At 35.1% G+C, this 20,926-nt stretch carries 21 protein-coding genes; 11 read left to right on the top strand and 10 right to left on the bottom strand.

The annotated features are described in order from the left end of the window. Window positions 1–62: 62 nt before the first annotated feature. The 5 genes from FTRAC_RS18515 to proS all read right to left on the bottom strand — a co-directional run bounded on the left by FTRAC_RS18515 (window position 63) and on the right by proS (window position 5,235). Window positions 63–1,133: a glycosyltransferase gene (locus FTRAC_RS18515; RefSeq protein ID WP_013455818.1), complete on the bottom strand. Its 1,071-nt coding sequence runs from the start codon at window positions 1,131–1,133 to the stop codon at window positions 63–65. Then, window positions 1,134–2,039 carry a PhzF family phenazine biosynthesis protein gene (locus FTRAC_RS18520; protein WP_013455819.1) on the bottom strand — a complete coding sequence of 302 codons (906 nt, stop codon included), beginning with the start codon at window positions 2,037–2,039 and terminating at the stop codon, window positions 1,134–1,136. Between the two features lie 215 nt (window positions 2,040–2,254). Continuing rightward, window positions 2,255–3,265: a flotillin-like protein FloA gene (gene floA / locus FTRAC_RS18525; protein ID WP_013455820.1), complete on the bottom strand. Its 1,011-nt coding sequence runs from the start codon at window positions 3,263–3,265 to the stop codon at window positions 2,255–2,257. Window position 3,266: 1 nt separating this feature from the next. Beyond that, on the bottom strand, window positions 3,267–3,728 hold the full coding sequence (locus FTRAC_RS18530) for an NfeD family protein (RefSeq protein WP_013455821.1): 462 nt from the start codon (window positions 3,726–3,728) through the stop codon (window positions 3,267–3,269). A gap of 31 nt (window positions 3,729–3,759) precedes the next feature. Further along, window positions 3,760–5,235, bottom strand: coding sequence for a proline--tRNA ligase (gene proS, locus FTRAC_RS18535; protein ID WP_013455822.1), 1,476 nt, complete (start codon window positions 5,233–5,235; stop codon window positions 3,760–3,762). Window positions 5,236–5,359: 124 nt separating this feature from the next. Here proS and FTRAC_RS18540 point away from each other — a divergent pair, with 124 nt between their 5' ends. Next, window positions 5,360–6,838: a hypothetical protein gene (locus FTRAC_RS18540; protein WP_013455823.1), complete on the top strand. Its 1,479-nt coding sequence runs from the start codon at window positions 5,360–5,362 to the stop codon at window positions 6,836–6,838. 239 nt (window positions 6,839–7,077) lie between these two features. Further along, window positions 7,078–8,646 carry an OmpP1/FadL family transporter gene (locus tag FTRAC_RS18545; protein WP_013455824.1) on the top strand — a complete coding sequence of 523 codons (1,569 nt, stop codon included), beginning with the start codon at window positions 7,078–7,080 and terminating at the stop codon, window positions 8,644–8,646. A gap of 29 nt (window positions 8,647–8,675) precedes the next feature. On the opposite strand, the gene FTRAC_RS18550 is transcribed toward FTRAC_RS18545, so the two are convergent. The 3 genes from FTRAC_RS18550 to FTRAC_RS18560 are packed head-to-tail and all read right to left on the bottom strand — an operon-like array spanning window position 8,676 to window position 10,841. Then, entirely contained in the window at window positions 8,676–9,194 is a 519-nt protein-coding gene (locus FTRAC_RS18550) for a shikimate kinase (protein WP_013455825.1), read from the bottom strand. Then, window positions 9,194–10,288, bottom strand: coding sequence for a BT_3928 family protein (locus tag FTRAC_RS18555; protein ID WP_013455826.1), 1,095 nt, complete (start codon window positions 10,286–10,288; stop codon window positions 9,194–9,196). The genes FTRAC_RS18550 and FTRAC_RS18555 overlap by 1 nt, the downstream gene beginning before the upstream one ends. Before the next feature lie 7 nt (window positions 10,289–10,295). Beyond that, a complete protein-coding gene (locus FTRAC_RS18560) occupies window positions 10,296–10,841 on the bottom strand; it encodes a DUF1599 domain-containing protein (RefSeq protein ID WP_041650006.1) in 546 nt (181 codons plus the stop codon). A 35-nt stretch (window positions 10,842–10,876) separates the two neighbouring features. Here FTRAC_RS18560 and folP point away from each other — a divergent pair, with 35 nt between their 5' ends. From folP to FTRAC_RS18595, 7 genes are all read left to right on the top strand, one after another. Beyond that, window positions 10,877–11,734 carry a dihydropteroate synthase gene (gene folP, locus FTRAC_RS18565; RefSeq protein ID WP_013455828.1) on the top strand — a complete coding sequence of 286 codons (858 nt, stop codon included), beginning with the start codon at window positions 10,877–10,879 and terminating at the stop codon, window positions 11,732–11,734. Further along, on the top strand, window positions 11,731–12,585 hold the full coding sequence (cdaA, locus tag FTRAC_RS18570; protein WP_013455829.1) for a diadenylate cyclase CdaA: 855 nt from the start codon (window positions 11,731–11,733) through the stop codon (window positions 12,583–12,585). Before folP ends, cdaA begins: the two co-directional genes overlap by 4 nt. Before the next feature lie 256 nt (window positions 12,586–12,841). After that, complete coding sequence (locus FTRAC_RS18575; RefSeq protein WP_013455830.1) at window positions 12,842–13,615, top strand: enoyl-CoA hydratase-related protein; 774 nt, start codon at window positions 12,842–12,844, stop codon at window positions 13,613–13,615. 5 nt (window positions 13,616–13,620) lie between these two features. Beyond that, window positions 13,621–14,673, top strand: coding sequence for an aminotransferase class V-fold PLP-dependent enzyme (locus FTRAC_RS18580; RefSeq protein WP_013455831.1), 1,053 nt, complete (start codon window positions 13,621–13,623; stop codon window positions 14,671–14,673). A 54-nt stretch (window positions 14,674–14,727) separates the two neighbouring features. Further along, window positions 14,728–15,291 (top strand): MarC family protein, encoded by a 564-nt coding sequence (locus tag FTRAC_RS18585; RefSeq protein WP_013455832.1) that lies wholly within the window; start codon window positions 14,728–14,730, stop codon window positions 15,289–15,291. Beyond that, window positions 15,291–15,764, top strand: coding sequence for a ribonuclease HI (gene rnhA, locus FTRAC_RS18590; RefSeq protein WP_013455833.1), 474 nt, complete (start codon window positions 15,291–15,293; stop codon window positions 15,762–15,764). The genes FTRAC_RS18585 and rnhA overlap by 1 nt, the downstream gene beginning before the upstream one ends. A 28-nt stretch (window positions 15,765–15,792) precedes the next feature. Continuing rightward, window positions 15,793–16,272, top strand: a complete 480-nt coding sequence (locus tag FTRAC_RS18595) for a hypothetical protein (protein ID WP_013455834.1) — start codon at window positions 15,793–15,795, stop codon at window positions 16,270–16,272. An 11-nt stretch (window positions 16,273–16,283) separates the two neighbouring features. Here the strand turns inward: FTRAC_RS18595 and FTRAC_RS18600 are convergent, their stop codons facing one another. Continuing rightward, window positions 16,284–17,006 (bottom strand): tetratricopeptide repeat protein, encoded by a 723-nt coding sequence (locus FTRAC_RS18600; RefSeq protein ID WP_013455835.1) that lies wholly within the window; start codon window positions 17,004–17,006, stop codon window positions 16,284–16,286. Beyond that, on the bottom strand, window positions 17,006–17,590 hold the full coding sequence (locus FTRAC_RS18605) for an RNA polymerase sigma factor (RefSeq protein WP_013455836.1): 585 nt from the start codon (window positions 17,588–17,590) through the stop codon (window positions 17,006–17,008). The genes FTRAC_RS18600 and FTRAC_RS18605 overlap by 1 nt, the downstream gene beginning before the upstream one ends. A 100-nt stretch (window positions 17,591–17,690) precedes the next feature. On the opposite strand from FTRAC_RS18605, the gene FTRAC_RS18610 reads away from it, so the two are divergent. Next, entirely contained in the window at window positions 17,691–18,677 is a 987-nt protein-coding gene (locus FTRAC_RS18610) for a hypothetical protein (RefSeq protein ID WP_013455837.1), read from the top strand. Between the two features lie 384 nt (window positions 18,678–19,061). Next, on the top strand, window positions 19,062–20,924 hold the full coding sequence (locus FTRAC_RS18615) for a PKD domain-containing protein (protein ID WP_185094420.1): 1,863 nt from the start codon (window positions 19,062–19,064) through the stop codon (window positions 20,922–20,924). Window positions 20,925–20,926 lie beyond the last annotated feature (2 nt).

Genomic DNA, 20,926 nt, shown 5'->3' on the forward strand with positions numbered 1-20,926 from the left:
TTAGTGGTACATATGTATAAAAGTATTGAAATTTATTTGAAAAATTGATAATCTAGTCTAGCTCATTGAAATAAACTTAAAAATGTGCTTTTGTTTGAATTTACAGAGTAATTATTTTCTACATATTCTTGGCCTTGTTTTCCTAAGTCTTCCCTAAAACTGGGATCCATTAGTAACTTCGCTATTGCACTTTGCCATCTCTCTTTAGTTTCAGCAAGATATCCTGCACCGCTTTCCTGAATCATTTTTTTATTTACTCCAACAGGAGAAGCTATCACAGCTTTTTGAATAGCCATGTATTGCAATAATTTAAACCCACATTTTCCTTGGCTCCATATATCATTGGTTAATGGCATGATTCCAATATCCATTTGATTCAAATCTTGTATTTCTTTAGATTTCCTCCAAGGTATATAGCGCATATATCTGACATCAAAATCAGGCTTTTGGTTGGAAATCACCAATAATTCAAAATCATATTCTTTTGCTAGCTCATCTAAAACTGGAAGTATAATTTTTAAATAAGGAAGAGTAGAATGTGTCCCTGTCCAGCCAATTACATTCTTTTCCCTCTTCGATACTTTTATTTCTTTGTGATAGTCGGTATTGATTGTGGTTGGATTAACTACAACTCGCTCATTAAATTTTTTTGCAAATTGAGCTAAATAATCATTTCCGCTACTTACTTTATAGCTCCATTTGCAAATACTTTTAACTTTTGACTTCCATTTTATTCTTGCTTTTAAGCTACCTTTTTCATTGGGGTCTTCAAGCCAAATAGCATCATCAAAGTCATAGATGATCTTTTTTTTCCAAATAAAACGAACCGCCCATTCAAAAAAGGGCGGGCCAACTGGTGTGGCTTCTCTGTGAATAAATATATATTCAAAATGATATAACTGGAATAGTAAGAAAAAGCGTTTGATAAACGATAATACAAGCCAAAATAGTTTTTGAAAGCTTTGACCTGATTTATATAGCATTTTCCAAGCCCTCAAATTAAGGAAAGGAGCTAACTCAAATTGAAAACCTTCCGTTTCCAAGGCGGAAAGATATTGCTCATATCTGAATCGTTGACTTGGTGCTTCGTCAAAAGGGTAGGGACAAACAAAAAGGATTTTTTTTCGCTCCATTTATTCTGGTATCCTGATTTCTCCATGACCCATATGCACACAAGAACCCCCAACCATCACTTTGGAGATTTTCCCTTCCTCTTGTGCAATTTTCATTTTCACTTGACTTGGTCGGCCTAATTCATACCCTTGCTCACCAATCGCTAACTCACTCAAATCTGCCATATTATAATTATGTAAATAACAAGCTAAAGGACCATGAGCACTCCCAGTTGCAGGATCTTCCGCTACACCTATATGGGGAGCAAACATTCGACTATGCGTTAAGTGATTAGGATTTTGGGTTTCCATAGTAAAAGCCATTACTCCAGTGACGAATATTTCATCTAAAATTTCACTGAAAAGTTCATTATTAAGCTTAAGGTTTTGAACCGCCTCAAGTGATCTTATGGGTATAATCAAAAATGGATTTCCACAATTTACTATTCTGCATGGATAATCCTCTTCAATATCATCTTCATCTATAGATATAAGGGATGCCACCAGCTTTTTATCCTTGAAAGTTTGTTCAAACTTTGGCAAAGGTTGTTCCATCAATATTTTGGAGATTTTACCTTTTTTCTTTTCATATTGTACTTTTAGATTTCCAATATTCTGTTCTAAAAGTAATTCATTCTCCTTTTTCGGATCAATTCCTTTTTCTTTCAATAAGTAAAAAGACGTTCCAATTGTCGGGTGGCCAGCAGTGGGTAGTTCCATTCCAGGTGTAAAAATCCTCATTTTCACATCAGCTTCGGCACTAGGTTTCTTCAGGAAAACTGATTCAGATAAGTTTAATTCCTTTGCTATTTTGAGCATTTGGTCTGCACTCAAACCATCTGCATGATCAAAAATAGCCAGTGGGTTACCTCCAAATGGCTCAGATGTAAATACATCTATCAATTGGAATTTAATTGTATTTGCCATGCCCGAAAATAAGAAAAAAGATTGAGGATATTTATAAGCTCTATTATTGATTTAGATCTGATTCAACTTTTTAAAAACGGAGTATTCATTTAATGTCTACCAGATTCTGAATTTCATTATTGCATTTTAAGGCTAAGTTTGGAAAGGTTATTATTAAAAAAAAATGGCTCAACTTATTGAAAAGATGAGCCATTTTAAAGATTTATAATATTGGTTTATTTATCATCTCCTTTTTTACCACCAGATGATTTCTTAGCTGAACTTGACCCTTTATCACTTCCAGATATAGAATCTCTCATGTCAGTATCTGCTTGAATATTTTGCATTCTATAATAATCCATAATTCCCAGATTACCACTTCTGAATGATTCTGCAATGGCTTGTGGAACCTGAGCTTCAGCTTCAATTACTTTTGCTCTTGCTTCTTGTGCTTTGGCTTTCATTTCTTGCTCTTCTGCAACAGCCATAGCTCTTCTTTCCTCTGCTTTAGCTTCTGCAACTTTCAAGTCGGCAGATGCTTGGTCAGTTTGTAGTTTCGCTCCAATATTGGCTCCTACATCCACATCTGCAATATCTATTGATAAAATTTCAAAGGCAGTACCAGCATCCAAACCTCTTTGCAATACTAATTTTGAAATTTTATCTGGATTCTCCAATACGTTTTTATGAGAATTAGCTGAACCGATTGAAGTTACAATACCTTCTCCAACCCTTGCTAAAATAGTGTCTTCACCAGCACCACCCACTAATTGCTGAATGTTAGCTCTTACCGTAACTCTTGCAATTGCAATTAGCTGAATACCGTCTGCTGCAACTGCTGCAACTTTAGGAGTGGTAATTACTTTTGGATTTACTGATATCTGAACAGCTTCAAAAACATCTCTACCAGCTAAATCAATTGCTGTAGCTTGCTTAAATCCTAAAGTGATATTGGCTTTGTCTGCCGAAATTAATGCTTTAATCACGTTGGGTACATTACCACCTGCCAAATAGTGGGTTTCCAGTTCGTTTGTTGTGACTTCTAAGCCGGCTTTTGTCGCTGTAATCATCGATTCCACTATTATTCGTGGTGGAACCTTTCTGATTCGCATAAAAACTAGTTCGAACAAGCCTACTTTCACACCTGAGAAAATTGCGGTAATCCACAGGTTGATAGGTACAAAATACAGGAATACGAAAAATAAGACTATTCCTGCTATTACAATAAAAATTAACGATGTATCCATATTATTTAATTGGTTCTACAAATATTCTTTTAGAATCTATTTTGATTATTTCAACTTCTTGCCCTGCTCCAATCCATTCACCTTTGCTTCTGACTTCGTAAATCTTGCCAAAAATTTCGGCTTTTCCAATTGGTTTTAAATCAGAAACTGTTTTTCCTTTTTCACCAACCTGAAAAGTGAAAATGTCCTCATCATTTACTTTACTTTGAATACTGGATTTTAATGAAAACCGGTCCCATGATTTTGATTTAAAGCTGTAAACAATTCCGATGATCGTTACTGCTGCAGTTCCCGCAGTTGTCCAGTAACCTGCTGTATTTCCGTAGTCATCGAACACAATAAAAATACCCACAATAGTGAGCAATAGACCGATCACGCCAACGAAAGTTGTACCTGGTACGAAAATCAACTCAGCAATTATGAGTAACAAGCCTGCGAGAATAAGAAATATAATACCTACCATAGATTCAAATTAAAACTAAAAATAGATAAAATCAGTAAGCTTTTGCAAAAAGCACCCTTTTATTTGATGGTTTTCCTGAATAAATACATTTTCCACCTTCCTCTGGAGCATCTAAAGGAATACAGCGGATGGTTGCTTTCGTTTCTTCTTTAATTTTATCTTCTGTTTCAGCAGTACCATCCCAATGCGCACTAATGAACCCACCAGTTTTTTCTAATTGACTTTTGAAATCCTCATAAGTATCAACTTTATAAGTGTTTTCGGTTCTAAAATTTTTGGCTTTATTATATATGTTTTCCTGAATTATCTCTAATGTATCTTCAATGACTGATTCAATGCCTTCAATAGATACAGTTTGCTTTTCTTTGGTATCCCTTCTGGCAAGTTCAACTGTTCCATTATCTAAATCTCTTGGACCAATGGCAATTCTTAAAGGAACACCTTTTAATTCCCATTCAGCAAATTTAAAACCTGGTTTATGAGTATCCCTGTCATCAAATTTCACCGTAATTCTTTTCTTTTTTAATGACTTTCTAAGATTCTCAGCTACTTCAGTGATCTTCTGCTGCTCTTCATCAGTCTTATATATAGGGACTATTACAACCTGAATAGGAGCCAATCTTGGAGGTAACACTAGTCCTTCATCATCAGAATGTGCCATTACCAATGCTCCCATCAATCTTGTGCTCACTCCCCATGAAGTTCCCCAGACAAATTCTTGTTTCCCTTCTTTGGTGGCAAATTTCACATCAAATGCTTTTGCAAAATTTTGACCTAAAAAGTGGGAAGTCCCTGCTTGAAGAGCTTTCCCATCTTGCATTAAACCTTCAATGCAATAAGTTTCCAATGCACCTGCAAATCTTTCGCTTTCCGATTTTAAGCCTTTAATTACAGGTAAAGCCATGAATTCCTCCGCAAAATCTGCATAAATATTTATCATTCTCTCCGTTTCCTCTATGGCTTCTTGCTTAGTGGCATGAGCAGTATGGCCTTCTTGCCATAGAAACTCAGCTGTTCTTAAAAATAAGCGGGTTCTCATTTCCCATCTGACCACATTTGCCCATTGATTGATCAATAATGGAAGATCACGATAAGATTGCACCCAATTTCGGTAAGTATTCCAAATTATTGTTTCAGAAGTAGGTCTCACGATGAGCTCTTCCTCTAATTTTGCATCAGGATCTACTACTATTCCTTTACCATTTTCATCATTTTTTAACCGGTAATGTGTAACTACAGCACATTCCTTTGCAAAGCCTTCAACATGGTCTGCTTCTTTACTTAAATATGATTTAGGAATGAATAAAGGAAAATAAGCATTCTGATGACCAGTTTCTTTAAACATATCATCCAATTCCCTCTGCATTTTTTCCCAAATGGAAAATCCATAAGGTTTAATGATCATGCAACCTCTTACAGCAGAATTCTCTGCTAAATCTGCTTTTTTTACTAATTCATTGTACCACAGTGAGTAATCTTCACTTCTTTTTGGTAATACTTTCGCCATTTTATAATTTTTGGTATGAAGTTTGTGTCATAATTATTGATTATTATGTCGAATGATTTTCATATATTGAAATCAATTTACAATAATAATCGTTGTAAAATTAGAAACATTAAATTATGTAGCCATGAAAACCTTAAGCTTTATATTATTAATCAGCATATTTTTTATGCCAAGGGTCGGATTTGGTCAATCAGATCTAAAAGTTGAAAGTGATGACCTATATTTTACTTCCAAAGATAGAAAGGAATTAAATAAGAAGATCGCTTTGGAAGAAAAGCGTAAGGCTGAGGAATTGAAAAAATCAGGCTACGCATATAATCAATTTGAATCCTCTGATGAAGGTTTCAATGATTTTCAAAATAATCAAAAACAACAGAATTCTGAATTGAATCAAGCACCACCAGCGGCAGAAAAAGGAATTGATAGTACTGATCAAGGATGGTACTATGATGAAAATGCAGCAAGAAATGGTCGTGATCCTCAATCTGGTGAAAGATTAGCTCAGACTCAAATTTATAATTATTATGGTGGAGGAATAAACCCGATGATGTATGGTTGGAACGATCCATGGATGTATGGTGGGTTTTATGATCCATTTATGTTCAGACCTGGTTTTAATGTTGGTTTCGGCTTCAATTCATGGGGCAGATCCTACTGGTCAATGGGATTCGGAAGAGGAGGTTTCTATGATCCATTTTATGACCCATTTTGGGGAAGTCCTTACGGGTATGGATTCAGAGATCCTTGGAGAAACCCTTATTGGGGAGGCTCATATGCTTGGGGCTATAGAAATGGATATAGAAATGGTTTCTACGATGGATATAATTCAGCACTGTACAATGGATATTATTTAACTGACAATAGGAATTCTAGAAGAACTAGGGCATATAGCAGTAGTCCAAGAATAAGCAGAAGCACCACTACTTCTAGAAATGCTAGAGTAGCTAATAACAGTAGTGTTAGAAGTTCTAGAGAAACCTACAACACAAGCAGAAATGTGGGAACAGAAAGAAGCAGGGCTATAACTCAAGTTTCTGATCGTTCAAGAAACAGTGCTTCTGTAAATAGCCGAAGTAATGCAAGAACTAGTGCAGTTAGAACAAGAGGTTTAGATGATAATACCTTATATAGTAGAACCTCAAGAACTGCAGCTTATGCTAGATCTACTGCTGATAACAATGTAAGATCGACATCTTATACCGGAGATAGATCCAGAACTGTTAGAAGTAATTCTTCTAGTGTAGCAAGATCGAGTAATGCGGCAACAAGAAGCAATGCTCAATATTATAACAGTTCTAGAACCAATAGGTCCACTTACTCTTCAGGTAGAAGTTCAAGTAGTAGTAGAAGCTCATCTTTTGGGAACAGCCCAACTAGGAGCTCTTCTTCATATGGAAGATCATCAGGTTCTAGCAGCTCTTACGGAAGATCTTCTGGATCAAGTAGAAGTTCTTCGTCATTTGGCAGGTCATCTTCTAGCTCAAGAAGTAGTAGTTCCGTTGGAAGATCATCCTCTTCAAGTAGCAGGTCTTCAGGAAGCAGCTCGAGAAGTAGTGGTTCCTCAAGAAGTAGCAGCTCATCACGTGGTGGCAGAGGTGGCTGATAAAATTAAAAGCACCTAGTTTCTGGGTGCTTTTTTTGATTCAATTTTATTTCTTCTTCTTTTTTTGATAGATAACAGAAAAGCTCTGTCAAATTTTTAAAAGTACTATTAACTTTAATTTGATGAAATCGGAACGGTTACAATTCTCGTTTGTCATAGGAATTGCTAATTCTAAAAAAAAAAAGTACTGACTTTTTCCGTTAAAGATTCCATCGAACCAAATAAAAAACTATATACAGATGAAAACGCTCAAATATTTCTTTATTATAATTATAGGAGTTTTAGGCTCTAATAATTTATATAGTCAAATATCACCTTATACTGCTGATGCGGTTCGTTTCAGTCAAACAGATGGAGGTGGAACAGCCAGGTTTGTAGCTCTGGGTGGAGCCAATGTTTCACTTGGTGGAGATATTTCTTCAATATCAGCTAATCCAGCTGGATTAGGATTTTACAATAGATCTAGTTGGGCTATATCCCCCGTGCTGAGAATAGGAGGTTTTAATTCAACCTATAACGTAAACTACAACGACCCTTCATTAAATGAAAATTTTAATAATTCCAATTATGGTTTAAATATTCAAGTACCAAATATGGGGATGGTATTTCACAACAGGTTTGAGGAATATGCAGGTTCAAAGTGGGTTTCTGGTACCTTTGGTATCGCTATTAACCAAAAGCAAAGCTTCTATAATAATATAAACTATAGCGGTAATGTTAATCCTGAAAATGGAATTCCAAGTGATTTTATGGAAAGTATGCTGTCTCCTTTTATCAATGAGGATGGCCAACTCAAACGGTATCAAACTGAAAGCGGATATAATCAAGACTTTGCGACAAACCCTTATTCGGATTTGGCGAGTTTTATCGATCTACTAGTAATATTCGATGTTGAAGATGAAACTGGGAATTTCTTGGGTTATGAAGTCGATAGGTATGATTACGATCAATTGGGAAGTGTAAGGCAGAATGAGAATATTTCTACTTACAGTGGATTAACAACCTTGGATTTTTCATATGGAGCTAATTATAATGATAAGCTATACCTTGGTGCTGGTCTTAATATTAATTTTCTTAACTACAGACAGGAAAAGACCTTTACTGAAAGACCAAGTAATACTATTTTAAACCGTTATGAAGTCAATGAAGAAACTATTATTTCAGGAGCTGGTTTGGGTTTGACGGTAGGAGCAATCTACAAGCCAATTAATATTATCAATTTAGGATTGTCGTATACAAGTCCTACTATAATGAGCATAAATGAAACTCAGGAAATTAGAATGCAATCTTTTTTCGCTGATGGAAGCAGGCCTGAAAGTGATTTACTAAACGAAGTTCCTTCCTATAGCTTTATGATTCCACAGAAAATCTCTGCTGGGGCAACTTTTTTTCTTTCTAAACATGGTTTTGCAACGGCCGATGTGGAGTATGTAGATTATGAATCAGCGCGATTTAATAGTAATAATGGTGCTTTTGGAGGTGATACTCCTGAGGTTGGGAGAGATTTGAGAAGTACATTTAATTTGAAAGCAGGTCTTGAAGCTAGATTAGATGTTTTTAGAGCAAGAGTTGGGTATGCTTACTTTGATAATCCATACAATACGGGGTTTGAGCAGGGTAGGGATGCCATAAGTGGAGGCATTGGTATTTTGAGAAATGGATTTACTGCAGATTTAACCTATAGCTTAAGTAGATTTACTAACCCTACTTATACGCCTTATCAAAAGCGTGTAGTTGCCAATTCAAATACAGTTGATTCTCAATCAAATATTTCTAATTTCAGACTTACAATAGGTAAGAATTTCTAGAGACTCCATTAAATATAAAATGCTGAGAATTATTTCTCAGCATTTTTTTTGTGTAAGCCCTTTATAGAATTTTCACTATAGCTTTTTAGTTCTACTATAGCTTTTTGGTATATTGGGATTCTATCTTCATTTAAACGCTGCAAAACCTCTTGAACATCTTTTATTGAATTGCAGTCTGAAAAAAGGGGTCTTTTTATAATTTCATTGGGATTCCAAACCCTATTAGCAATTTCTTCTATAGGTGGATTCAAGAAAATGCTAATTCCCTTTTCATTCATAAGCAGTAAATTATCCCTAAAGCAAGGAGTTCCACCACCTGTTGAAAGAATCAAGCTACTATAGTTAGCAATTAATTTTTGGAGATAGAAGGTTTCCAAATTACGGAAGTGTTCTTCTCCCTCATTTTTAAAAATTTCATTAATGCTATTGCCTTCATTTTCTACAATAACTTCATCCAAATCGAAGAAAGGAAGTTTTAATTTTTTCGACCATATTCTTCCCCAATGACTTTTGCCGCTACCAGGTAGCCCTAAAAGAAAATATCGCATCAATTCAAGTTTTCAGTAACATCATAAGGATCAGGAACATCATTAAAGTGCCATTTTTCTTTTACTGTACCATCCTGCACTAGAACTAATCCTGGATTTGAGCGAATAATGGTTTTTAATACGGTAGCATCGGCATAGTAAAAATCAGTTTTCATACCCCTTTCAGCTCTAATTCGGAGTACTTCCTCGGCAGAAGAAGAGGTTAATATAATGGGTTTGATGTCTGGACTAAGCCTTAAAAGGAGATTGTTTATATCTATTAAGCCTTCAGTGCTTGCTTTAGATATATCGTAGGCCACAATCCATAATTTCTTTCCACTTAATACTTCATTAGTTTTGTCACCTGATTCATTCCAGGTTGCAAAATCAGTAATTTTTGGAGTTGATGCATCTGGGTTCGTTATCTCATGCCCAGTTAAAGTATATCCTTCTTCTTCAGATTTATATTCATAAGTTTTGATTTCTTTCCCATCCTTTTCAAAAGTATATTGAAATTTCGGGTTCTCCTTTGCTTGCATAGCTTCGGGTATGTTGGTTCCTACTTTATAAGCCCTGAAATCAATAGGCGGCAAATGTCTAACAGAATAAATACATAGTAGAAAGCTAATTGCTGCTGTGCATACTACTATGATATTTTTTGGACCAAAGGTGCTCTCTTTAATTTTTTGAATATTCAGATATAAAAAGCCAATTAATACGACTAATATAACATCTTTAGTAAAGGATTGCCATGGAGTTAAAGTAATGGCGTCACCGAAACAACCACAGTCTGTTACTTTATTGAAATAGGCTGTATAGAAAGTTAGGAAAGTGAAAAATACAATCATGATACTTAGTAGGTTCAATGTATACCTTACTCTCCATCTAATGATCAAGGCAATTCCCAAGGTTACTTCCAAAACATTTAGAACTATTCCGATTACTAAAGCATAAGGTTCAAGAACGGAAAAGAACGAAGCAATATCTCCAGCAAAAACTGCAAAATATTCTTCTAGTTTAATAGCAGTACCTACTGGATCCACTACTTTTACTAGACCACTAAAAATGAATAAACCGCCTACTATATATCGAACTATATCAATTAATATCTTCATAGATGTATTATTTTTCTTCTTTCAACTTAATTAAACAAAAAACAGCATAATTAATCATGTCCTGATAATTGGCTTTTACTGGTTCAGATATGAGGGTTTTACCCTGATTATCTTCTATTTGTTTCACTCTATATAATTTCATTAAAATGATATCAGTTATAGAGCTTACTCTCATATCTCTCCAAGCTTCGCCATAGTCATGATTTTTATTCAATAATAATTGCAAAGTCTCCTCTGCGGCATTTTCATATTTTGGCATCAAATCATCTGCAGGAATCTCAAGAGGGGCGTTCTCTGTAAGAGATTCCTGTATTATTGCAATAATTGAGTAGTTAATAATTCCAATAAATTCATTTTTGATGTCTTCATCAACTTTCTGAGACCCTTTCTCTTGAATGGATCTTATTCGCTGAGCTTTAATAAGAATTTGGTCTGTAATGGAGGGTAATCTTAAAATTCTCCATGCTGTACCATAATCTTTGGTTTTCTTTTCGAAAACATCTTTACACAGCGCAATAACTTGCTTATATTCGCTTTCGGTTTGCGTCATCAACTTTACCGGGTTTTAAAATTCTATCTTAAAAATTATTGGAAGCGAAAGATAAAGCATTTTCTTATAAAAAAACACTCCTTACCAAGGGGAACTTAATCGATTTGTCCCGCCCGAAGGTTATGGGCATTATAAATGCTACTCCAGATTCATTTTACGATGGGGGTCAAAATATTGACATAGATAAAGCTGTGTTGAAAGTAGAAGAGATGTTGAAGGATGGTGCAGATATTATAGATATAGGGGGGTACTCTACTAAACCAAATGCTAGCGAAGTTTCTATTAATGAAGAGGAGAGGAGGGTAATTCCATTAATTGAAACCATAATCGAGAAGTTTCCAAGTACCGTAATTTCAATTGATACATTCCGTTCAGAAGTGGCAGAAAAGGCTGTGGCAGCGGGAGCCTCAATTATAAATGATGTTTCTGGAGGAAATTTGGATGGAGAGATGTTTAATACAGTAGCTAAATTAAAAGTGCCTTATATTTTAATGCATATGCGAGGAACTCCAGCTAGTATGCAAAAATTGACAGATTATGAGCATCTAGTAAAAGATATCGTATTAGAATTAAGTGAAAAACTGGAAATTCTTCGTTCTTTGCAAGTGAATGATATCATTATTGATCCTGGCTTCGGATTTGCAAAAACCTTGGCTCAGAATTATGAAATCCTCAATAATTTGTCCTATTTTAAACAATTAGAATGCCCTATTTTAGTGGGTGTATCTCGTAAATCGATGATATACAAACTTTTGGGTGTTGATGCTGTTAATGCATTAAACGGGACAACCGCCTTAAATATGGCTGCTTTGCTAAATGGAGGTGCTATTTTAAGAGTTCATGATGTGAAAGAAGCAGTGGAAACAGTGAAAATTTTTAACCAATTAACAACTTGATTTTAGGTTTTACCATAGGGTTTTTAGAAGTAAGTCTAGTTGATATTTTAGATATTGGCTTAGTAAGCTTTTTGCTTTTTCAGGTTTATAATCTGATGCGAGGAAGTGTTGCAGTCCGTATTTTCATTGGCTTTCTCTCTCTCTATTTAATTTATTTGGTGGTTCGGGCTGCAGAAATGGAATTGTTATCGGCAATTTTAGGTCAGTTTATGGGTGTTGGGGTTATTGCTGCAATAATTTTATTCCAGCAAGAAATCCGTAAATTCCTTTTACTTTTAGGTAAAACCACTTCCTTTAATTCAGAAAATGGATTTCTTTCTAATCTGCCTTGGAAAAAGAAGAAAGCTGGAGAAGAACTAAACATTACACCATTAATAGAAGCTTCCAAGTCTTTAGGGGGAACCAATACAGGCGCTTTAATTGTGCTATCCAAAGGTTCTGAATTAAAATTTTACTCTGAATCAGGTGATTTAATCGATGCAATTGTTTCCAAGCGTTTGCTAATGGCAATCTTCAATAAAACAAGCCCTTTACATGATGGTGCCGTTATTATTCATAAAGGTAGAATTACAGCGGCAAGATGTGTGCTGCCTGTCACTGAAAAGGATGTTCCAGCACAATTTGGATTAAGACATAGGGCAGCCATTGGAATGTCAGAAACTACCGATACTATTATTCTCATTGTTTCAGAAGAAACTGGCCAGCTTTCTGTTGCTAGAAACGGAACAATTTATCATAACCTTTCCAATCAGGAAATTCGATCAAAAATCAATGATTATCTAACTGAGGATAAAAAGAAAAAGCCAAAAGAGGATAAAAGTCCTGCTACTGAAGAAGAAGTTGTGAAGTAATTATTCCTATATCCTTTTATTTTTCAATTAATTTATAATTTTATTTCGAATTTAATCTACTGTTAATCAGTAGTTTAATTCCATTATTGAAATAATGTAAAAAAAAGTTCTGGGGTAGGGGTTACTTTTTAAAGGCTAGCAGTATATACTATTACAAACACAAATTTTATTCATACACCTGTTTAACACGAAAAGCCTTCTTTGAAAAAAGAAGGTTTTTCTTTTTTATACTCTCCTGCTTTTTCATATTTACATTATGGAATTCATAAAAGTAAACACACAATATAAAAAGCATATTGCGCTCATCAATCTTAACAGACCTAAAGAATTAAATGCCTTGAACTTACAGTTAATGACTGAATTGAAGGACACTTTAAAGGTCTTGGATGAGGATGAAAATGTTAGAGTTATAATTTTAACAGGTAATGAGAAGGCTTTTGCCGCTGGAGCAGACATTAAGCAAATGGCAGGTAAAACGGCTATTGACATGCTCAATGTTGATCAATTCAGCACTTGGGATCAAATCAAAAAAACAAAGAAGCCATTGATTGCAGCCGTTTCAGGATTTGCATTGGGCGGTGGTTGCGAATTAGCGATGACTTGCGATATGATTGTAGCGTCAGAATCTGCTAAATTCGGTCAGCCTGAAATAAAAATCGGAGTAATGCCGGGAGCAGGTGGTACACAAAGGTTAACTAGGGCAATTGGTAAAGCCAAAGCGATGGAATTAGTCTTGACTGGTAATTTTATTAGTGCAGAGGAAGCAATGCATTATGGCTTAGTTAATAAAGTTGTTCCTACAGAGATGTATCTGGAAGCAGCTGCTGAACTGGCTGAGCAAATAGCACAAATGTCTCCTGTAGCAGCTAAGTTGGCAAAAGAATCAGTTAACAGGGCTTTTGAAACGCATTTGGACGAAGGCTTGCACTTTGAGAGAAAAAACTTCTATTTAACATTTGCTTCAGAAGATCAGACTGAAGGTATGGAAGCTTTTGTAGAGAAAAGAAAGCCTGAATTCAAGGGGAAATAATTTTCATGCGATCTAATTTTTATCCCGGCCCATCTAAAATTTATCCGCAAGTGGCCGGATATTTTCAGGAGGCTATGGAATCAGGAATTTTGGAAAGGAATCATAGATCAAAAGCCTTTCAAGAATTATTCTCTGATACCAAAATCCTCTTGAAATCAAAATTGAATATTCCTTTAGATTACGAGATTGTAATGGTTTCCTCTGCAACAGAATGCTGGGAAATCATTGCACAATCTTTTATTCAACATAAATCCTATCATTTCTTTAATGGTGCTTTTGGAGAAAAATGGTGCAATTATACCCGAAAAATTCATCCTAAGGCTGAAGCTATTTCATTTGGATTGGAAGAGAACCCATCTTTTCAATCTGTAGATAAAAAGGCAGAGTTATTAGGGTTCACCCATAATGAAACCTCAAATGGTACAGCTATTTCTGAACAGTTTCAAGAGGAGGTTCGCGTGAAATTTCCTGAAAGTTTAATAGCTTATGATGCAACTTCCTCCATGGCGGGTTATGAATTCAATTGGGAATTGGGTGACATTTGGTACGCATCAGTGCAAAAGTGTTTCGGTCTACCTGCTGGAATGGCTTTGATGGTGGTAAGCCCTAAAGCTTTGGATATGGCAAAGAAAATTGATGAAAATGAGCATTACAATTCATTTAATTTTATTTTAAGGAATGCCTTAAATAACCAAACTCATCATACTCCCAATATTGCGAATTTCTATTTGCTTAATCGATTGATGCAAAATGTGGAGAATATTTCTGCTATTCATCATAACTTGAAGAAGAGGAAGGAGCAGTTTTGCAAGGAGCTTTCAAAATTAGAAAATTTATCATCTTTAATACATTCCAATGTTTTTCAATCTGATACTGTCTTTTGCTTAAGTGGGGAGATAGAAGTTATTAAGAAAATAAAGCAACAAGCTGATAATGAAGGCATCATACTGGGAAATGGATACGGTAAATGGAAAGAAAATACAATTCGAATTGCCAATTTTCCTGCTATTCCGAATCAGCACTATAAAGACTTGATTAATTTCTTATTACGTTTTTGAAAAATGAATTGAAAGCTGATTTTCTTATCGTACTTTTGCGCAAAATTTTACGATATGCTCAACTTTAAAGAAATTATTTCAGTATCCCTTATCTTGTTCTCGGTAATAGACATTTTAGGTTCCGTGCCGATTGTTATTGACTTGAGAAAGAAATTGGGACATGTACAATCTGGAAAGGCTACAATAGTGGCTGGTGTCATAATGATTGTCTTTCTATTCCTTGGTGAATCTATTTTAAAACTATTTGGGATAGATGTGGCTTCTTTTGCCATTGCGGGTGCAATAGTGATGTTCCTTATAGGAATGGAAATGGTTTTGGGCATTGTTTTGTTTAAACATGAAGATGCTTCAGCTGGTAGTGCATCTATTATGCCAATTGCTTTTCCCTTAATTGCTGGAGCTGGAACCATGACCACCTTAATTTCCTTAAAGGCGGAATATCAAACTTTGAATATTATTATCGGAGTGGTGATAAATCTGATCTTAGTTTTTGTAGTTTTAAAAACCTGCGGTTGGTTGGAAAGAAAGATCGGACAAGCAGGATTTAGTATATTGCGAAAAGTATTTGGAATTATACTATTGGCAATTTCTATTAAATTATTTAAAAACTTCTTTTAATGATTACCATCTATACAGACGGCTCTGCTTTAGGAAACCCAGGTCCTGGTGGCTACGGAATCGTGATGCGCTTTGGGGATAAAGCCAAGGAAATCTCTGCAGGATATCGAAAAACGACCAATAATAGAATGGAATTATTGGCAATAATTGTAGCCTTGAAGAGTTTAAAGACTAATAAACATCCTGTACATATTTATAGTGATTCAAAATATGTAATTGATTCCATTACAAAAGGTTGGCTTGCAGGATGGGTAAAAAAAGGCTTTAAAGGCAAGAAAAATATTGATCTATGGAAACAATATCTTGAGGTGTCCAAAGGTTATGATTTACACTTTCATTGGGTAAAAGGTCATGCAGGAAATGCAGATAATGAGCGATGTGATCGCTTGGCAGTAGCTAAAGCTGAAAATGGCCCTCACTTGATTGATGAAGGTTTTGAAAACAGATCAACAGATACAGGCTTGTTTCGTTAACAGCAATGGTTGAATAAAATTTGTGTTTATGAGAAAAATGAAATTGTTAATTCTAGTGTTTGTTTTATTGGGTTCTCAATCCGCTTTTGCCCAGGATTATAAAACTGCTGTCGGTTTTAGGGGTGGGTTTCCAACAGCCATAACTGGGAAACATTTTATCAATAAAACGGATGCCATAGAAGGCTTGCTTTCAGGCTATAGAGGAGGATTTGAGTTGACAGGTCTTTATGAGAAGCATGCTAATGCATTTGACATACCTTATTTAAATTGGTATTATGGTGCAGGTGCTCATATAGGTGCTTTTGATGGTGATATTGCTCGACCTGGCTATTATTTTGATGGCAGGGGCAGGGGATTTACTGTAGGAGTTGATGGTATATTCGGCTTGGAATACACATTAACAGAAATCCCTTTTGTTATTGGTGTGGATATAAAACCGTCTTTAGATTTTGCGCCCGATCCCCGTTTATGGTTTGGTGGAGGTCTTTCTTTCAGATTTTATTTTTAAACTATAGCACTTTATAATTTTTCTAGAAGATTTTGAGCATCTTCATAACGGCTTGCGGAACGTTTGATTTTCGTCAAATATGTTTTGCAAGCCGTATAATTTTTCTCTTTTAATTCATTTAGTGCAGCATACCAGAGTGCTTCTTCGCTGTAAGCATTATCATTCTGAATAAGTTCTTCATATAGCATTCTGGCTTTTTCAGTAGCACCATTTTCAGTATGAGCAATAGCTTTATATAACATAATGGATTGGTTTTGACTATCCTCATTGAGAATTTGATCAAACATTTTGATTGCTTCTGAATATTGTTCTTGGTTAAAGGCATTCTCAGCTTTTGTATAAATTTCTCCATCAATACTTCTCTCTGTCAAATGGATTGTGGGAATCTGTGCAATTTCTTGGTATTGAGGCTTGGACATTTCGCCTATTAGAAAATATAAACCAATAGCTAATATAATGGAAGCAGCCACTGCCATTTTTACCCAAGCAAATTTCGCTTTCTTTCTAGTTACAAAATAGTTGCCAGAGATATCAGAAACTGATTTTTTAAATTGCTCTAGTTTCTCTTCATCCTTAAAGTTATTTTTTAAATGCTGGTTCAATGACTTATAAAGTTCAAATGACTCCTTATAGTCTTGATCTTGTTCAAGCCTTTTCTCATGTACGCTTGCTTCATTAGCAGGTAAAACACCAGCTAAATAAGCTTCGAATAATTGGTAGTCTTGGTCTTTCATTATAAATGGTTTTTAATTGAATTGTATTTTGGAGATGACCTAACTAGTTCAGTCAATTTCCCAATACACAGTGATTTCTTTTTTCTGGCGTAGGCATAGGATATATCTAGTTTTTTAGCAACCTCTTCCATATTATTAATTGTGAAAGAAGTTTTCAATAAATCCTTGCATGCATCCGAGAGCTTCTGAAGCATTTCTTGAAACAACAATTCTTTTTCTTCAAGTAGAGCTGTTTCTTCCGCCATTTCAGATGCGCTGTCGACTATAGATAAGTGATCATTGTTACTTGTTACCTGTTCTTTACTGTTTTTCTTCAATTCATTTAACCATTTTCTTTTACAGAGCAGAAAAAAGTAAGCATCAAATGGACAAGTGAGCATTAAGTCCTGATTTTGAGCTTGTTTAAATATAGTGATTAAAACCTCTTGAATTATATCGGCTGCCTGAGATTCGCTGCCGCTGTTTTTGCAAATAAAATTAATGACTTTCTCTGAAAAGCTATCATAGATTTCTCTGATAACCTTGCTGTCGTTTTGCTTTATGCCATCCACATAACGTTGGTCAGGATGTTTTTTTAAAGTCATATAAAGAGGTTTTTGTACGAAAGTAAAAAAAATATATGAAAAAGGGGTAACACAGGATGAGTACTGTTGATATAAGGGCGAATCAAAAAAATAAATAGTTATGAAAAAATTTAGAAACTTATTCGTAATCAGCCTTTTGGCGATGGTATCCTTTTATGCATGCAATAATGACGATGACGTAAATGAAGTCGTTCCTGATGAAATTATTGAAGCGCCCAGTGCAGATGAATTTCAACAGCTCCAATCCACGGCAATTGATAAAATCAAACAGGAAGCGCAGTTTGAAGCAGAGGAAGGAATTCAATTTGAGTCAGAAAAGGGAGTAGCACTAAGAATATATGCAGGGACATTAAAGTTAAATGGTGAGGATGTTACAGGGCCAGTTGACTTGGAATTTATTGAAATATTTGATGCAGCTAGTATGTTAACTACCAACAAGCCTACTATGGGGCTTAAAGAAGATGGAAGTAAAGCCCTATTAATCTCAGGAGGGGAGTTTTATGTAAATGTAACCCAAAATGGAGAGCAATTAGATGTTTCCAATCATATGCAATTGATAGTGCCAACCAACCTAACGGGTGGAGCAGATCAAGATATGACGCTGTGGAATGGTGAAACCGATGAAAATGAAAACCTTGCCTGGGAAGAAGATCGAGGTGGCCCAGATGGTCAGGGTAATTTGTTCGTAGAGGGTGATCAATATTTCAGTTTTCTTTCTGGGTTTGGATGGACTAATGTTGATCGCTTTTACAATGATCCAAGACCAAAAACAACCTTAGAAGTAATAGTACCTAATGGTTATCACATCCAAAACAGTTCAGTTTATTTGTATTATGATGGAGAGCCTTATGCATTAGCTCAGTTAGATACGTTCAATGAAAATGCTAATTCTTTTTCAGAGCACTATGGTGAGATTCCAATTGGATTAGAAATGCATGTGGTTTTTGTATCTGAAGAAGACGGAGAATGGAAGTATGCTATTCAGCCTCAGACTGTTGAAGATGGAGATGTTTATACTTTTGAGGAGGATGATTTCATTTCAGGTAGTGAGAGTGATGTATATGATGCGATAGATGACTTACCGTAATCATTAATTTTTACGATGGCTTTGCAGTTTTATTGCAAGGCCATTTCATTTTAAAACAAGGATTATGTTTTTTAGAAAAAAAAGATTTAAATGCGTGTTTTGTTTGCTAATTCTGATGGTCATTTCTCTTGTATTTTGTGATACTTATTTAATAGAGAAAAAATTCAGATTGATAAATAGTACATATGATTACATAAGTATTATTATTCGATAAATTGTATTTATTTGTCGAATAAATTATTAATTTCAAGGTTAAATATAACTACTCTTAGTTCGATGTATAAATTTACTTTTCTTTTGCTTATCAGTTCTCATCTTTGTTTGGCCCAACAAATAAATCAAAGTGATACTCTTGTTCGAGAAGCAAAAATTGAGTCAACCGTTTTGAGCAATATCGTTAAATTTGGTGTGGATACTCCACCATTAATTCAGATATCTGGGGCTCCTAAAGGCTATTATACTTTTTTCTGGGAATTTGGGGATGGTGAGTTTAGCCAAGAGGAAAACCCGGAACATACTTACAAAGAAAAAGGGGAATATGATGTAAAACTGTGGGTTACGAATAATTATGATGCAGGAAAGACTCCCGCCACCAGACCTGAAAGTGTGAAAATTGATAAGGTTGATTCTCTATCTAATGCTTCAGCTTCTCTTTTGGAAGAAGGTGAGATAATGGATTTCACTAAAAACAGAGAACCCATTCCGAATGAAGATTTAGTGGTGGTTTTAACTTATAAAAATCCATTTAATGAATTAATGGATGGTCAGCTATTCTTTTTCTATAATGAAACGAAATATAAATCGGATAATTTTCAATTAACTGATATTAGAACTTATCATGGTGAATATCCAATAGTCAATGAAGATAGAGTGGCTGATATAAGCACTAATCCATTTCAGTCGCTGCTGGCTTTTAATGGTGTAAAACCATTTAGAACAGCGCAATTAATGCAAGACACCACTAATCAAGAAGAGCTTCAAAAGAAAATTGAAGAATCTAAAGAGAAATTTAGAGAAATGAAGCAAATTGGGTTTTCTGATTTTCAGCCTGGTGAAGAAAGAAATATTTTCTTTCAATTGAGAACCACGCCTGAGATGTTGAAAGATACCAGTGCCATCATAAGTATCAGAGGTATTTATGTCCCCAATTCTAATTCTGCCAATCATAGTGTGAAGGAAATGGAAATGGAAATTGTAACTTCTCACGATCCCAATAAGATGACTACAAATGCCAATCTAATGAATTTCAGGAATCGGAATCAAAAAGATTTTAAATATAAAATTCAGTTTCAGAATAATGGAGAAGGCCCTGCAAATACCGTCCGTTTAGAGACTGATGTACCTGAATTATTTGATCAGAAGGAAATTGAACTTTTGGACTTTTACCCTAAATGTGAAATTTGTCCTGAAGAGGATGTAGCTTATAGTTGTCTGGATACTACCTTTTCAGAAAATAAGATCATATTTACCTTTAAAAACATTTATCTACCGGGAAGTAATCAAAAAGGAGTGAATTCTTATGATTCTACCAAAGGTTTTGTGAGCTATAAACTCCCGCTTAAGGGCAAAATCAAGAAACAAAAGACACAGAGCCAAACGGCTATTTATTTTGATAAAAACGATCCTATTATTACTAATTATGCTACAACTCGATTTACGCCCGGTCTTTCAGTTGGGGTAAAGGCAGGGGTTATGCGAATCGGTAGTTTAGAAAACTATCAAGAATGGTTTCTAGGCGCAACACTTTCAAGTTATCAAGCATTCAAGGGCTATTTGCAATCAGAAATTATGATTGGATCTAATAATTATACTAGCAGAAGGATCTATACCGAAAGAACTCCACGAGATGAATTTTTTGTTGATGTTTATGATTATGATGAACAATCAGAATTTCAAAATTTAAGCTTTTATTTCGTCCCAACATCTTATCGATATAATTTGACTGATTTTCTAGCCATTGGTGGTGGAATTCAATTGAAATGGGATATTAGATCTAAGGTAGAAAGTGAAAGGGTTGGAGAGTATACTGAGGTTGTGGAGTCTGAGAATTTTGAACGAAGAGATCCTGAGCAAGATACTTTTGAGCAAACTACCACTAGCGATACTTTTACTAACTTTAATGCTGCTGCTTTTTTAGATTTAAATGTTGGGATAGCGAGAATTGGACCAAGCCTTGGGTTTCGTTATCATCTTTATGTTAAAGCGCCTAATCAACAATTACAGTTCTATGCTATATGGAAATTTTAGGG

The sequence above is a fragment of the Marivirga tractuosa DSM 4126 genome, assembly GCF_000183425.1.
GTDB lineage: Bacteria > Bacteroidota > Bacteroidia > Cytophagales > Cyclobacteriaceae > Marivirga > Marivirga tractuosa.